We start from the raw sequence: 14,135 nt of genomic DNA, 5'->3' as shown, positions 1-14,135 counted from the left end.
CATGCTGCTGATGTTGGATAACTACGATTCCTTTACCTACAACGTCGTGCAGTACCTCGGCGAGCTGGGCGCTGACGTCAAAGTGGTGCGCAACGACGAACTGAGCGTAGCCGAAATCGAAGCGCTGAATCCGGAGCGTATCGTCGTCTCGCCCGGCCCGTGCACGCCGAACGAGGCCGGTGTGTCGCTGGAGCTGATTAGTCATTTCGCCGGCAAGTTGCCGATTCTCGGCGTCTGCCTCGGCCACCAGAGCATCGGTCAGGCCTTCGGTGGCGATGTGGTGCGCGCCCGTCAGGCCATGCACGGCAAGACCAGTCCGGTGTTTCACCATGATCAGGGTGTGTTCGCCGGGCTCAATAATCCGCTGACCGTCACCCGTTACCACTCGCTGGTGGTCAAGCGCGAAACGCTACCCGATTGCCTGGAGATCACCGCCTGGACTCAGTTCGCTGACGGTTCGGTGGACGAGATCATGGGGCTGCGACACAAGACGCTGAACATCGAGGGCGTGCAGTTCCACCCCGAGTCGATCCTTACCGACCAGGGCCATGAGCTGTTCGCGAATTTTCTGAAGCAGACCGGAGGTGTGCGCTGATGGATATCAAGGAAGCCCTCAACCGCATCGTCGGTCAGCTGGATCTGACCACCGAGGAAATGCAGGCGGTGATGCGCCAGATCATGACCGGTCAGTGCACAGACGCGCAGGTCGGCGCGTTTCTCATGGGCATGCGCATGAAGAGCGAAACCATCGACGAGATCGTCGGCGCCGTGCAGGTCATGCGCGAGCTGGCCGCTCCGGTGCGTTTCGACACCGACAAGCTGGTCGACACCTGTGGCACCGGTGGCGACGGGATGAATATCTTCAACGTGTCCACCGCTGCCTCGTTCGTCGTTGCGGCTGCTGGCGGCAAGGTGGCCAAGCACGGTAATCGTGCGGTATCCGGCAAGAGCGGCAGTGCCGATCTGCTCGAGGCGGCAGGGGTCTTCCTCGACCTGACGCCCGAGCAGGTGGCGCGCAGTGTCGATACCGTCGGTGTCGGTTTCATGTTCGCACCGGCCCATCATGGCGCCATGAAGTACGCGGCCGGGCCGCGCCGCGAACTCGGGTTGCGTACCCTGTTCAACATCCTCGGGCCGATGGCGAACCCGGCGGGTGTCCGGCATCAGGTGCTCGGCGTGTTCAGCAAGGCGTTGTGCCGGCCGATGGCCGAAGTGTTGTCTCGGTTGGGCAGCAAGCATGTGCTGGTGGTGCACGCGCAGGATGGGTTGGATGAAATCAGCCTGGCGGCGCCGACGCATGTCGCCGAGCTGAAGGACGGCGAGATCCGTGAGTACAGCATCCAGCCCGAGGATTTCGGTATCAAGAGTCAGAGCCTGATCGGCCTCAATGTCGAGGACGCCCAGGGCTCGCTGGCACTGATCCGTGATGCGCTGGGCCGGCGCAAGAGCGAGAACGGGCAGAAGGCTGCCGACATGATCGTGCTTAACGCCGGGGCCGCGCTTTATGCCGCCGATGTAGCGACCACGCTGAAACAGGGCGTGGAAATGGCCCATGACGCGCTGTGCTCGGGTATCGCCCGCGACAAGCTGGAAGAGCTGGTGTCCTTCACCGCGGTGTTCAAGCAGGAGAATCAGAAATGAGTGTGCCGACCGTGCTGGAGAAGATCATCGCGCGCAAGCTCGAGGAGGTTGCCGAGCGCAGCCGTCGAATCGGCCTGGCAGAGCTGGAGCAGCAGGCCGCGATCGCCGACCCGGTGCGCGGCTTCGCGGCGGCGCTCGAGCAGCGCGTGAACGCCAAGGAGCCAGCGGTGATCGCCGAAGTGAAGAAGGCCTCGCCGAGCAAGGGCGTCATTCGCGACCCGTTCCTGCCTGCCGAGATCGCGGCCGGTTACGAGGCCGGCGGAGCTGCCTGTCTGTCGGTGCTGACCGACATCGATTTCTTCCAGGGTGCCGATGCCTATCTGCAGCAAGCCCGTGCGGCCTGTTCGCTGCCGGTGATTCGCAAGGACTTCATGATCGATCCCTATCAGGTGGTCGAGGCGCGCGCACTTGGCGCCGACTGCATCCTGCTGATCGTGGCGGCATTGGATGATGCGCGGATGCATGAGCTGGCGGCGGTGGCCAAGGCTCACGGCCTGGACGTTCTGGTCGAGGTGCACGATGGCGACGAACTGGAGCGGGCGCTGCGCCTGGAGACTCCTCTGGTCGGCATCAACAACCGCAACCTGCACACGTTCGAGGTCAGTCTGGAGACTACGCTGGACCTGCTGCCGCGGGTGCCGAAGGATCGTCTGGTGATAACCGAGAGCGGGATTCTCAATCGGGCTGACGTCGAGCTGATGGAAATCAATCAGGTCTACGCGTTTCTGGTAGGCGAGGCTTTCATGCGCGCCGAGCAGCCGGGCGTCGAGTTGCAGCGGTTGTTCTTTCCCGACCGGGCTCGAAGCCGCGGTGTGGTCGCCGATCCGGAATGACCGCCTGCCCGCGTGACGCGGACAGGCGGCGAGTCTGACGGGTCAGCGGGTGCCGAACACCACCATGGTCTTGCCTTTGACGTAGACGAGGCCCTGCGACTCCAGGCTCTTCAGCACGCGGCCGACCATTTCGCGGGAGCAACCAACAATGCGACCGATTTCCTGACGGGTGATCTTGATCTGCATGCCGTCCGGATGGGTCATCGCGTCGGGCTGCTTGCACAGATCCAGCAGCGTGCGCGCGACGCGGCCGGTAACGTCGAGAAAGGCCAGGTCTCCGACCTTGCGCGTGGTGTTGCGCAGGCGTTCGGCCATCTGGCTGCCGAGGGCATAGAGAATGTCCGGATCCTGCTGGGTCAGCTCGCGGAATTTCGCGTAGCTCAGCTCGGCCACTTCGCACTCGGTTTTTGCGCGGACCCAAGCGCTACGTTCCTTGTCCGAACCTTCCTTTTCGAAAAGCCCCATCTCTCCGAAAAAGTCGCCCGCGTTCAGGTAAGCGATGATCATCTCGCGGCCGTCATCATCCTCGATAAGGATGGTGACCGAGCCTTTGACGATGAAAAAAAGCGACTCGCAACGGTCGCCAGCGTAAATGATCGTGCTTTTTGCCGTGTACCGCCGTCTATGGCAGTGCGCGAGCAACTTGTCGATATTCTTTATCTTGGGCGTAAGTGAGATAGCTACCATGCTGTGGGTCCCGGATAAGTATTCAATAAAGACGGATTATTGTTATTTGTGGCTGTCATTCAGCTTTCGTCAGCTTAACAGACGAAGGTGGACCGGTAGCAAAGTTGCGACACCGGAAACGTGCGGGTCAACGCACCTTTAGTCGTGTGTGTTGTCGCTGACGACTTGAAAGCCCATGTTAAGCTATTTGTTCTGGTCTTTATGGAGTTGGCGATGAAAGCGCGCATTCAATGGGTCGACGGCGCAATGTTCCTGGGTGAGTCCGGAAGCGGTCATGTCGTTGTCATGGACGGGCCACCCGAGAACGGTGGGCGAAACCTCGGTGTACGCCCCATGGAGATGCTGCTGCTCGGCCTGGGTGGTTGCAGCAATTTCGACGTGGTCAGCATCCTGAAAAAGTCGCGACAGGCGGTCGATAGCTGCGAAGCCTTCGTGGAGGCCGAACGCGCATCGGAAGACCCCAAGGTATTTACCCGTATCCACCTGCGTTTCGTCGTCAAGGGCCGCGGGCTGAAGGAGGCTCAGGTCAAGCGCGCCGTCGAGCTGTCGGCCGAGAAGTACTGCTCCGCTTCCATCATGCTCGGTAGAGCTGGCGTCGAGATCACCCACGCCTACGAAATCGTCGAACTGGACTGATCGTGGCCGTGCAGGTCCGGCCAGGCTCAATAACCTGACCAAGGCATCGAACTCCGATATATATGGCTCTGCATGCCGAGACGTGTGAGATCAACTGGCGTATGTACAACGCATGGACGACGCGTACGACGCCGAATGGCTCATCAGATTCTTAGCGATGTGATCGATCACAAGTGCAAATATCTCGACATTGCCGTGATCCCGCCGCTGAAGGCACTCTTTGCTGATCGAAGATTCGATCGAACATCGTCACCTTCGGCTTTTCGCGCGGGCTCATTCGGATCGAGGGAACGAACACATCGCATCGAGCATGAATTCAATTGTGTCTTCGCGGATACATGCCCGGCGTATCAGATGATCGACATAAACAAGAAAGGGCGCCGCTGCGCCCTTTCTTGTGCCCACTCGCCTATTCAGATGCGGTAGGTGGCCTTGGTCATGACTTTGGAAACCAGGCTCATGCCGAACTTAACGGGTGCCGGGAAGCGCAGCCCGCCGGCTTCGATCGCCGCCGTGGAATGCTGTGCTTCGTCGTCGCGCATCTGCTCGAGGATGGCTCGGGATTTCTCATCCCCGGCTGGCAACTGGCCGAGGTGATCGTCCAGATGCTTGCAGACCTGGTCTTCGGTCGCCGCGACAAAGCCGAGACTGATGCGGTCGCTGATCAACCCGGCCGAGGCCCCGATGCCGAAGGAAAGGCCATAGAAAATCGGGTTGAGCACACTGGTGTGGCTGCCCAGCTGGCGGATGCGCTGCTCACACCAGGCCAGATGATCGATCTCCTCATCCGCAGCCTGCTCCATCGCCTGGCGCACCTGCGGCAGGCGAGCCGTCAGTGCCTGCCCCTGGTAAAGCGCCTGGGCGCAGACTTCACCGGTGTGGTTGATGCGCATCAACCCGGCAACATGGCGGGTTTCACTCTCGCTGAGCTCCGTCTCGGTCTTCAGCAGTGCCGGCGAAGGGCGAGAGGGTTGGCCGCTGAACGGGAGCAGCGTCCGTAATGCCGCATCGGCCTGCATGAGCAGTCGGTCGGCAGGGGAGTAGTGGCGTTGGCTGGGCATATGTCCTCCGGAAAAAGATGAGGTCGCTAGCAAGGCATCATTCGCGGTGCGGGGATCGCGCTGCCGTCAGCCGGGCGGCCAGTGCATCTGGCGTTGTCCGAGTACGTGCATATGAATGTGATAGACCGTCTGCCCGCCAAGGTCGTTGCAGTTCATTACGACTCGAAAGCCATCCTGGCAGCCCTGTTCTTCGGCCAGGCGCTGCGCCGTGAAGAGGATGTGCCCGGCGAGCACCTTGTCGTCCTTCTCGCTCAAATCATGCAGCGTGGCAATGTGCTTTTTCGGAATGACCAGAAAGTGGACGGGAGCCTGAGCGCCAATGTCGTGGAAGGCAATGACCTGATCGTCCTCATAAAGCTTGCGCGCCGGGATTTCCCCGGCCACGATCTTGCAAAACAGGCAATCCATGACGGTTCTCCGATTGCGTCGGCCGTACAGTGTATCAGGGCGGTCCAGCCAGGGTGAGCCTGCACAGGGAGGTGAGGTGAAGAACGATATCCATGATCTGGGCCTTGTGCTCGAATCGCGCGTCAAACTCGTGCTGGTCGAGTCGTGGGACGAGCGGCGGGTGCTCGAAACCCTGACGGGGCTGGCCGTACGGCAAGGCCTGGGTTTTTACGTTTGGTCTGCCACCGAAGGGCTGCGGCATCTGGGTTTCGGGGGTGAGCTGCAAGGCGGCGATGAGAGCTGTTCGCCGGAGGTGGCGCTCAAGCGGGTGAAGCAGGACGTTCGGGCGAACCTCTATGTGTTCTGCGACCTGCATCCATACCTGGACGAGCCAAAGCTGGTGCGCTTGCTCAAGGATATTGCACTGAGCGAAGCGCCCATGGCGCCCACCATCGTCCTGGTGTCGCATGCGCTCAAGCTGCCGCCCGAGGTGCAACGCCTCGCTGCACGATTCAGCCTGTCCTTGCCTGCCGAAGAGGAGCTGATCGCGATCGTTCGTGAGGAAGCCACTCGCTGGAGCGAGCGCAATCGAGGTGCGAGGGTTCGCACCGACAATCGAACCCTGCAGCAGGTCGTGAAGAATCTGCGCGGCCTAAGCCACGCCGAGGCGCGAGCCCTCGCGCGCAATGTCATCTGCGATGACGGCGCCATCACGCAAGATGACCTGCCCGAACTCAACCGGGCCAAGTTCCGGCTGCTGGATCTCGACGGCGTGCTGGGCTTCGAATACGAAACCGCGCGCTTTGCGGAAGTCGGAGGGCTGGCGAATTTCAAGCGCTGGCTGGCTGAGCGTCAGGGCGCATTCCTCGGCGGTCAGGGTGACGACCTGCCACGCGGAGTGATGCTGGTCGGGGTCCAGGGTGGCGGCAAGAGCCTCGCTGCGAAGGCGGTTGCCGGTTTATGGGGGCTGCCCCTGCTGCGCCTTGACTTCGCCTGCCTGTACAACAAGTACTTCGGCGAAACCGAGCGCAATCTGCGGGAGGCTCTGGCGCTGGCCGAACAGATGGCGCCTTGTGTGCTGTGGATGGACGAGATCGAGAAAGGCCTGGCAACCGGCGACATGGACGGCGGTGTCAGCCAGCGGGTATTGGGGACGTTGCTGACCTGGATGGCTGAGCGCACCGCCCCGGTGTTCATGGTGGCCACGGCGAACGCGATTGATCGGCTGCCGCCTGAGCTGCTGCGCAAAGGGCGCTTTGACGAACTGTTCTTCGTCGACCTGCCCGACCTGGCGACGCGCGCGGAGATTTTCCGAATTCACCTTGCTCGCCGTGAAATGGAGCCGGACGGTCTCGGGCTCATGGCGCTAGCCGAGGCCAGTGAAGGATTCTCTGGTGCGGAAATCGAGCAGGTGGTGGTCAGCGCCGTCTATGCCGCCCAAGCCCAGCAAAGACCGGTCGATCAGGCGATGCTGCTCGAAAGCCTGCGAGCGACCGCGCCATTGTCGGTGGTCATGTCCGAGCATCTATCGGCCCTGCGTGCCTGGGCGCAGGGCCGTACGGTGCGTGCTGATTGACTGCTGACCTCAGAAGGCATTCTGGCGCAGATCGACCAGCGTCGGGACGGTCAATGCTGCCGCGACGCCAATCAGGATGACCAGCAGCCAGAGGGTCGCGAGTATCTTTACCGACAGGCTGTTGGGGGGCGGTGGCGAGCCGTATCGATTGACGTCTTTGCTTCCCGGCACGAGCATCATGACGAAGGGGAAGATCGTGCCGACGACTGGCACCAGGTTCAGCAGGAGCAGCCAGCCAGACCAACCAAAATCGTGCAGGCGCTGCACGCCGATCTGTACGTTGACCACCAGCATGCCGATGAAGATCAGGCCCATGCAGATCACGCCGGCAATGCTGGAGATGGCCATGATGATTCCGGCGATGCCGAACAGCCCCGCTGACGCGAGCACGACGACCAGTGACCAGGCCAGATAGCGAAGTCGACCGATCCGTCCGCTGACGGAGAAGGGCTTGAGTTCCCCGTGCATCGGCATGACCTCGCCTACGAGGGACGAGGGAGGCGCGTACGGGGAAGGCCCTGCGCTTGCGCTGCGAGGCTTGGTCTCCTCGCGCAGCTGCGCCTGGCGTGCGAGGTACTTGTCGATGATGATGCCGCAGGCGCTGCATTCGCTGGACTGGCTTTGCACGTGGCCGCATTTGGGGCAGGTCATCGGAGCGGCGCTGGGCTCATGAACGCGTGCAGCAGCCAGTTCTTCCTCGGTCTGGACCAGACTCAACGAGGGTGCCATGCGCTCGGGCTCCTTGTATGCCCTGGCCCCCGCCCGGTGCAGCGCGCCGAGGTACTTGTCGGCCTCATTGCTGCTGAGCTTGCTCTTGATGATGGCAGCCTCGCCACTGAACAGGCGTTCCACCTTGCCGAGGTCGGTCTTGAATAGCGCTGCGAGATTGGTCTTCACTGCCTCGAGAGGCATGTCTGGCATCAATTCGCCGTTGAAGACAATCCTGAATTGAGCTTCTTGCATGTGGCGTCCGTGTCACAGATGGGTGGTGGGGCAAGAGTAGAGAGCTTGCTCAGTGGAAACAACACGGTTCAGCCAAGACTTCGAGCTGTATGCCACAAAGCCGGCCGCCGGGCCGGCTTTGATCGGAGCTTTCAGAACGGCTTGATGACCACCAGAATGACGATGGCGATCAGAAAGAGCACGGGAATCTCGTTGAACCAGCGATAGAAAACGTGGCCCCGCATGTTCTCGTCACGTGCAAAGCGCTTCATCTGCGCACCGCACATGTGGTGATAGCCGATCAGCAGAAGCACCAGGGTCAGCTTCGCGTGGAGCCATCCTCCGGTGCTGAACAATCCGGGGTTGAGCATTACCATCCATACTCCGAAAACCAGGGTGGCGATCATCGACGGCAGCATGATGCCGCGGTACAGCTTCCTTTCCATGATCTTGAAGCGTTCCCGGCTAGGTTGATCGTCACTCATCGCGTGATAGACGAACAGGCGCGGCAGGTAGAACAAGCCGGCAAACCAGCAAACGATGGCGATGATGTGCAGCGCTTTGAGCCAGAGGTAAAGCATCGGATTGAATCCTTCGAAGGCGGACGCGTCGATAGTAGTGGCTGGGGTCGCGCCCGTCATCCCGACGGTTGGCCCGCGATCAAAGCAGCTTTATCATCGCGCCTTTACGTTTTCAGCTCGAGGGCAGGTCATGATCAAGGTCGGTATCGTAGGCGGCACAGGCTATACGGGCGTCGAATTGTTGCGCCTGCTCGCTCAGCATCCGCAGGCCGAAGTGGTGGTGATCACCTCCCGCTCTGAGGATGGAGTGAAGGTCACCGACATGTTCCCGAACCTGCGCGGGCATTACGATGGCCTCGCATTCAGCGTGCCCGATGCAGCCACGCTGGGCGCCTGCGATGTCGTGTTCTTCGCTACTCCGCATGGTGTTGCTCACGCACTGGCCGGAGAGCTGCTGGCCGCGGGAACGCGGGTGATCGACCTGTCGGCGGATTTCCGGTTGCAGGATGCCGATGAGTGGGCCAAGTGGTACGGCCAGGCTCATGGCGCTCCCGAGCTGCTGCCCGAAGCGGTTTACGGCCTGCCGGAGGTCAATCGCGATCAGATCAGGAAGGCTCGCCTGATCGCGGTACCTGGCTGCTATCCAACCGCGACCCAGTTGGGTTTTCTGCCTTTGCTGGAGAACGGACTGGCCGATGCGTCGCGCTTGATCGCCGACTGCAAGTCCGGTGTCAGTGGTGCCGGACGCGCCGCAAAGATCGGATCGCTGTTCACCGAGGCTGGCGAAAGCATGATGGCGTACGCCGTCAAAGGGCACCGTCATCTGCCTGAAATCAGCCAAGGGCTGCGCCGGGCAGCTCAGGGTGACATTGGCCTGACCTTCGTCCCGCATCTGACCCCGATGATTCGCGGCATCCATGCGACACTGTACGCTACGGTTGCGGATACTTCGGTGGATCTGCAGCGCCTGTATGAGCATCGCTATGCCGATGAGCCTTTTGTGGACGTCATGCCCGCGGGCAGCCACCCTGAGACCCGTAGCGTGCGTGGCGCCAACGTCTGCCGTATCGCTGTGCACCGCCCTCAGGGTGGCGATCTGGTCGTGATCCTGTCGGTCATCGACAATCTGGTGAAGGGTGCCTCTGGTCAGGCCGTCCAGAACATGAACATCCTTTTTGATCTGGACGAGCGCATGGGGCTGGGCAATGCGGCGCTGCTGCCGTGATGGAGTCGCATGACGTAGCTCGACCGGGCAATGGTGAATAGTTGACCGGTTTTGTCAGGCAAGCCGATAATGCAACGTCAACGCAGTAGGGCGTTTCACGCCAGGAGAACCCAATGAGTGTCGAATCCTTCACGCCCACCGCCATCCAGTTCAGTCAGGGGGCTGCGAGCAAGGTGAAGAGCCTCGTCGATGAGGAAGGCAATCCGCGCCTGAAGCTGCGCGTCTTCGTCACGGGTGGCGGGTGCTCGGGTTTCCAGTATGGCTTCACGTTCGATGAGGATGTGGCCGATGACGATACGGTTATCGAGCGCGAGGGCGTCAGTCTCGTGGTGGACCCGATGAGCTATCAGTACCTGGCAGGTGCTGAGGTTGACTATCAGGAAGGTCTGGAAGGCTCGCGCTTTGTCATCAAGAATCCGAACGCCACGACCACCTGCGGTTGCGGACAGTCGTTTTCAATCTGACCCATCGTTGAACCGAAAAACGCCGTGCTTATGCGCGGCGTTTTTGTTTACGCGGCTTGCTATGCGGGATAGATGGCGCCGAGGATGCGCTCGCCTCTTGCCCCGGTCACGCTGGGGCGGTTGGCAGGGATGCGCTCCAGGCAGCAATGCGCGAGCCAGGCGAACGCCATCGCTTCCACCCAATCCGGCGGCACGCCTTCGCTTTCCGTGCTTCTGACATCTATGGCGGGGAGTAGCGCTTGTAAACGCCGCATCAGCACCAGGTTATGCGCGCCGCCGCCGCAAACGAGCAGGTCCTGGGTATCGGGTTGGCTCCCAACAAGTGATTCGGCAATGCTTCTGGCGGTTAGCTCGAGCAGTGTTGCCTGGACTGCTTCGGGCTTCAGGTGCTCGCGTCCTGCCAGCAATCTTTCCAGCCACTCGAGATTGAATCGCTCGCGTCCGGTGCTCTTTGGCCCACGGGTCGTGAAGAAGCTGTCGCGCAGCATGTCGCCAAGCAGGCCTTGATCTGTCGTGCCGCTGGCCGCCCAGTCGCCGTTACGGTCGTACGGTTGGCTCAAGTGGCGCTGAATCCACGCATCCATCAGGGCATTGCCCGGGCCGCAGTCGAAACCATGGGTGGGCTTACCGGGACATAGAAGACTGAGATTACTGAAGCCGCCGATGTTAAGCACCGCGCGCACTCGATCAGTCCTGCCAAAGACCGACTCATGGAAGGCCGGCACAAGCGGCGCGCCCTGGCCGCCAGCGGCCACATCGCGACGGCGGAAGTCGCTGACGACGGTGATGCCGGTCAGCTCTGCCAGCAGCGCTGGATTGCCGATCTGAATGGTGAAACCGCGCTGGGGTTCGTGACGCACCGTTTGGCCGTGGCTGCCGATGGAGCGTACGGATTCCGGCGAGAGGTGCTGCTCGGCGAGTAGCTGGTTGGCCATGCCGGCCACGAGCTTCGCCCAATGCTGCTCCGCTATGGCCGCCCGCGCCAGCTCATCCCCAGAGGATGAGCACAACGCCAACAGCTCCTGGCGGAGCTGGTCAGGCATCGCCTGGTAGCGGGTGGCAAGCAGGCGAGTGTGGTCGGTCTGCTCTACAAGAGCGAGGTCCACACCATCCAGGCTGGTGCCAGACATCACTCCCAGATAGAGGGGCACGATTACTGCCGGTTGAGGGCCAGCATGGTGGCCCTTTCTTCATCCATGCGCGCCATCAAGGGTTGGCTCTGCTGCATGAAACGTGGCATCTCGCTCTTGGCGATCGGGTCGGCCATTGGCAGTTTCAGTCCGAGTGGGTCGACGTGGACACCGTCTACCTGGAACTCGTAATGCAGGTGCGGTCCGGTGGAAAGTCCGGTGGTCCCGATATACCCGATGATCTGGCCCTGCTTCACGGTGGAACCGTTGCGTACGCCTTTGGCGAAGCCCTGCATGTGCGCGTAAAGGGTCCGATAGCGCTGGCCGTGCTGGATGATCACGGTATTGCCGTAGCCCCCCTTGCGGCCTGCCAGCAGGACCTTGCCATCTCCCGCGCTCTTGATCGGCGTGCCGTGTGGAGCGGCGTAATCCACGCCTTTGTGTGCACGAATCTTGTTCAGAATGGGATGCTTGCGGCCATTGGAGAAGCGCGAGCTGATTCTGGCGAAGTCCACCGGCGTACGGATAAACGCTTTGCGCATGCTGGTGCCGTCGGCGTTGTAGTAGCTGGTGGTGCCATCCTTGCTGGTGTAACGAACCGCAGAATAGGTCTTGCCACGGTTGGTGAAGCGGGCAGCCAGGATATTGCCGGTACCTACGCGCTGACCTTCCACAGTCTTCTCTTCATAAATGACCTCGAAGCTGTCGCCCTTGCGGATGTCGAGCGCGAAATCGATGTCATATCCGAAGACATTGGCCAGATCCATCGTCAGGTTGTGGCTGAGGCCGGCGCGCTTGGCTGCGAGGAACAGGCTGCTATCGATCTCGCCGCGGGCGTAGACGGTACTGACCTCCGGCTTCACCTGCTCTTTCTTGAATACGTATCCCTTGGGGGTTTGTTCCAGCGCGAGGGTTTCGAGACTGTTGAGCTTGCTTCGCAGGCTCGCCAGCTCACCTTGTTCGGTCAGCTGGAATTCGAGCGTTTGACCGATCTTCAGGCGGGAAAGCTGCTTGGCATCCGGACTGCTCGCCAGGACTGCATGCATGACGGCTGGCGACAGGCCAACCTTGGCAAATACGGTCGATAGCGTATCTCCATTGGCTACCACTACGCTTTTTGCCAGAGGACCAGTTTCGGCAACAGGCTCGCCAGTCTGGTCTTCTGGTTTGTCCTCGTCACTGCTCGCCTGCTCGGATGTCTGCATGTCGGAAGCGTAGGTGAACGGAGAATCTGCGGGGCTTTGCGCGGTGGCATCAGGCTCGGCAATGATCTGTCCGGAGGACTCGAGCTTGAGGTCGAGGAAGGTTTTCTTCGCTTCGACTTCACGGGATGGGAATACGAGCAGCGCCAGGCTCAGCAGCGCGGCTACACCACTAGCAGCCAGAAGATGGCTCTTGGGGTAGTTCGGAGCTTTTGATTTGGAAGGCATCATTGGGCTTCTGGCATTTTTTGTGCGGGAAATAACTGTCTAAAATATAAGCAAAGCCTTGCTGAGGCAACCCTTGCGGCTAGTTAACTGCCGGCCGGTGCAGGCCTCGAGGTTTGTAAACGGCCTGCGATATTGTAAGGTTGTCGCCCTTTATAATGGATGGTGCGGGGCATTGCCATGAAGTCGGTTCAAGAGCAGTTGTCGGTGATCAAGAGGGGCGCTGATGAGGTGCTCGTCGAGTCTGAGCTGGTTGCCAAGCTTGAGCGAGGCGAGCCGCTGCGCGTCAAGGCTGGATTCGATCCGACGGCTCCCGACCTTCATCTCGGTCACACGGTGCTGATCAACAAGATGCGCCAGCTTCAGGAGCTCGGGCATCAGGTAGTCTTCCTTATAGGTGATTTCACCGGGATGATTGGTGACCCAAGTGGCAAAAGTGCCACAAGGCCGCCGCTGACGCGGGATCAGGTGCTGGAGAACGCCGAGACCTACAAGGCTCAGGTGTTCAAGATTCTGGATCCGGCAAGAACCGAAGTGGCATTCAACTCCACCTGGATGGACCAGCTGTCGCCTGCAGACTTCATTCGCCTGGCTTCCCAGTACACAGTTGCGCGAATGCTCGAGCGTGACGACTTCAGTAAGCGTTACTCGACCAACCAACCGATCGCCATTCACGAATTCCTGTATCCGCTGGTTCAAGGCTATGACTCCGTGGCGCTGAAAGCTGATATCGAGCTCGGCGGGACGGATCAGAAATTCAACCTGCTCATGGGGCGTGAGCTGCAGCGGGCGTACGGCCAGCCTTCCCAGTGCGTGGTGACCATGCCGTTGCTTGAAGGGCTCGATGGCATCAAGAAGATGTCCAAATCCCTTGGGAATTACGTCGGGATCCAGGAAGCGCCTGGAGTGATGTATAGCAAGCTGGTGTCGATTCCTGATTCGCTCATGTGGCGGTATTTCGAGCTGCTTAGCTTCCGCTCTGAGGAGGAGATTGCCGAGTTTCGATCCGACGTGTCGCGCGGTGCCAATCCGCGCGACATCAAGATCAAGTTGGCTGAGGAAATCGTTGCGCGATTCCATGGTGACGAGGCCGCTGCGACGGCTCATCGCTCGGCAGGTAATAGAATGAAGGATGGCGAGCTTCCAGAGGACCTGCCTCAGATTGACTTGGTTTCCGAGCAGGACATGCCTATTGCCTCTGTGCTTAATAAAGCGGGCCTCGTTAAGAACGCTGCCATGGCGCGCGATCTGCTCGGCTCTGGCGGGGTGCGTGTTGACGGGAAGGTCGTGGATCGCGACTTCGTGTTTGAGCTGGGCGCGACGCATGTCTGTCAGGCGGGCAAGAAGTCGTTCGCTCGCGTTTCGCTAAAGTCGGGTTAAAAACTGAAATAAACGGTTGACGGCTGTTTTCAGGTGCCTATAATGCGCACCACTTCCGGCGCAGTCCTCAAGCAAAACCTCTTGTAAATCAAAAGGTTAGCTAAATAAAAGGGTTGCACTGGTGGCGGATTCGAGTAGAATGCGCCGCGCTGACAGGGTGGTGGTTGAGTCCTGTTGGTGGCTTCGGTCGGATTGATCGAAAGCGGTTGAAAGAGGTGGTTGACA

15 protein-coding genes and 1 pseudogene are annotated in these 14,135 nt (G+C 60.4%); 8 read left to right on the top strand and 8 right to left on the bottom strand.

Annotated features, from left to right (window positions below; genetic code table 11):
* Position 1: 1 nt before the first annotated feature.
* From ACVRRC_RS00080 to trpC, 3 genes are read left to right on the top strand one after another with little or no spacing between them, the layout of a single operon-like run.
* Positions 2–595 (top strand): aminodeoxychorismate/anthranilate synthase component II, encoded by a 594-nt coding sequence (locus ACVRRC_RS00080; protein ID WP_279649218.1) that lies wholly within the window; start codon positions 2–4, stop codon positions 593–595.
* Positions 595–1,641 carry an anthranilate phosphoribosyltransferase gene (gene trpD / locus ACVRRC_RS00075; RefSeq protein WP_011911958.1) on the top strand — a complete coding sequence of 349 codons (1,047 nt, stop codon included), beginning with the start codon at positions 595–597 and terminating at the stop codon, positions 1,639–1,641. The genes ACVRRC_RS00080 and trpD overlap by 1 nt, the downstream gene beginning before the upstream one ends.
* A complete protein-coding gene (gene trpC / locus ACVRRC_RS00070; RefSeq protein WP_011911959.1) occupies positions 1,638–2,474 on the top strand; it encodes an indole-3-glycerol phosphate synthase TrpC in 837 nt (278 codons plus the stop codon). Before trpD ends, trpC begins: the two co-directional genes overlap by 4 nt.
* A gap of 42 nt (positions 2,475–2,516) precedes the next feature.
* Here trpC and crp read toward each other — a convergent pair whose 3' ends face one another.
* Positions 2,517–3,161, bottom strand: coding sequence for a cAMP-activated global transcriptional regulator CRP (crp, locus tag ACVRRC_RS00065; protein ID WP_026006489.1), 645 nt, complete (start codon positions 3,159–3,161; stop codon positions 2,517–2,519).
* Between the two features lie 213 nt (positions 3,162–3,374).
* Here crp and ACVRRC_RS00060 point away from each other — a divergent pair, with 213 nt between their 5' ends.
* Positions 3,375–3,797, top strand: a complete 423-nt coding sequence (locus ACVRRC_RS00060) for an OsmC family protein (RefSeq protein ID WP_013981698.1) — start codon at positions 3,375–3,377, stop codon at positions 3,795–3,797.
* A 413-nt stretch (positions 3,798–4,210) separates the two neighbouring features.
* On the opposite strand, the gene coq7 is transcribed toward ACVRRC_RS00060, so the two are convergent.
* Complete coding sequence (gene coq7, locus ACVRRC_RS00055; protein WP_014595766.1) at positions 4,211–4,858, bottom strand: 2-polyprenyl-3-methyl-6-methoxy-1,4-benzoquinone monooxygenase; 648 nt, start codon at positions 4,856–4,858, stop codon at positions 4,211–4,213.
* A 66-nt stretch (positions 4,859–4,924) separates the two neighbouring features.
* Complete coding sequence (locus tag ACVRRC_RS00050; RefSeq protein ID WP_014595767.1) at positions 4,925–5,266, bottom strand: histidine triad nucleotide-binding protein; 342 nt, start codon at positions 5,264–5,266, stop codon at positions 4,925–4,927.
* Positions 5,267–5,342: 76 nt separating this feature from the next.
* Between ACVRRC_RS00050 and ACVRRC_RS00045 the strand changes: the two genes are divergently transcribed.
* On the top strand, positions 5,343–6,821 hold the full coding sequence (locus tag ACVRRC_RS00045) for an AAA family ATPase (protein WP_045159407.1): 1,479 nt from the start codon (positions 5,343–5,345) through the stop codon (positions 6,819–6,821).
* Between the two features lie 9 nt (positions 6,822–6,830).
* On the opposite strand, the gene ACVRRC_RS00040 is transcribed toward ACVRRC_RS00045, so the two are convergent.
* Both ACVRRC_RS00040 and hemJ read right to left on the bottom strand, forming a co-directional pair.
* Entirely contained in the window at positions 6,831–7,784 is a 954-nt protein-coding gene (locus ACVRRC_RS00040; RefSeq protein ID WP_472996465.1) for a DUF805 domain-containing protein, read from the bottom strand.
* 131 nt (positions 7,785–7,915) lie between these two features.
* Positions 7,916–8,344 carry a protoporphyrinogen oxidase HemJ gene (gene hemJ, locus ACVRRC_RS00035; protein WP_013981703.1) on the bottom strand — a complete coding sequence of 143 codons (429 nt, stop codon included), beginning with the start codon at positions 8,342–8,344 and terminating at the stop codon, positions 7,916–7,918.
* Positions 8,345–8,474: 130 nt separating this feature from the next.
* Between hemJ and argC the strand changes: the two genes are divergently transcribed.
* Together argC and erpA are read left to right on the top strand one after the other, a co-directional pair.
* Positions 8,475–9,509 carry an N-acetyl-gamma-glutamyl-phosphate reductase gene (argC, locus tag ACVRRC_RS00030; protein ID WP_013981704.1) on the top strand — a complete coding sequence of 345 codons (1,035 nt, stop codon included), beginning with the start codon at positions 8,475–8,477 and terminating at the stop codon, positions 9,507–9,509.
* A 113-nt stretch (positions 9,510–9,622) separates the two neighbouring features.
* On the top strand, positions 9,623–9,973 hold the full coding sequence (gene erpA, locus ACVRRC_RS00025) for an iron-sulfur cluster insertion protein ErpA (RefSeq protein ID WP_011911967.1): 351 nt from the start codon (positions 9,623–9,625) through the stop codon (positions 9,971–9,973).
* Positions 9,974–10,032: 59 nt separating this feature from the next.
* Here erpA and ACVRRC_RS00020 read toward each other — a convergent pair whose 3' ends face one another.
* Together ACVRRC_RS00020 and ACVRRC_RS00015 are read right to left on the bottom strand one after the other, a co-directional pair.
* Positions 10,033–11,124, bottom strand: a complete 1,092-nt coding sequence (locus ACVRRC_RS00020; protein ID WP_472996464.1) for an anhydro-N-acetylmuramic acid kinase — start codon at positions 11,122–11,124, stop codon at positions 10,033–10,035.
* A gap of 2 nt (positions 11,125–11,126) precedes the next feature.
* Entirely contained in the window at positions 11,127–12,536 is a 1,410-nt protein-coding gene (locus ACVRRC_RS00015; RefSeq protein WP_472996463.1) for a peptidoglycan DD-metalloendopeptidase family protein, read from the bottom strand.
* A 174-nt stretch (positions 12,537–12,710) separates the two neighbouring features.
* On the opposite strand from ACVRRC_RS00015, the gene tyrS reads away from it, so the two are divergent.
* Positions 12,711–13,910 carry a tyrosine--tRNA ligase gene (tyrS, locus tag ACVRRC_RS00010; RefSeq protein ID WP_049325884.1) on the top strand — a complete coding sequence of 400 codons (1,200 nt, stop codon included), beginning with the start codon at positions 12,711–12,713 and terminating at the stop codon, positions 13,908–13,910.
* A 29-nt stretch (positions 13,911–13,939) separates the two neighbouring features.
* Here tyrS and ACVRRC_RS00005 read toward each other — a convergent pair.
* Positions 13,940–14,135: pseudogene (locus ACVRRC_RS00005) on the bottom strand (hypothetical protein); the annotation flags it as partial.

Source organism: Stutzerimonas sp. LR2 (assembly GCF_055755175.1).
The sequence above is the reverse complement of the archived record's forward strand: the minus strand, read 5'-3'. Positions and strand labels throughout refer to the sequence as shown.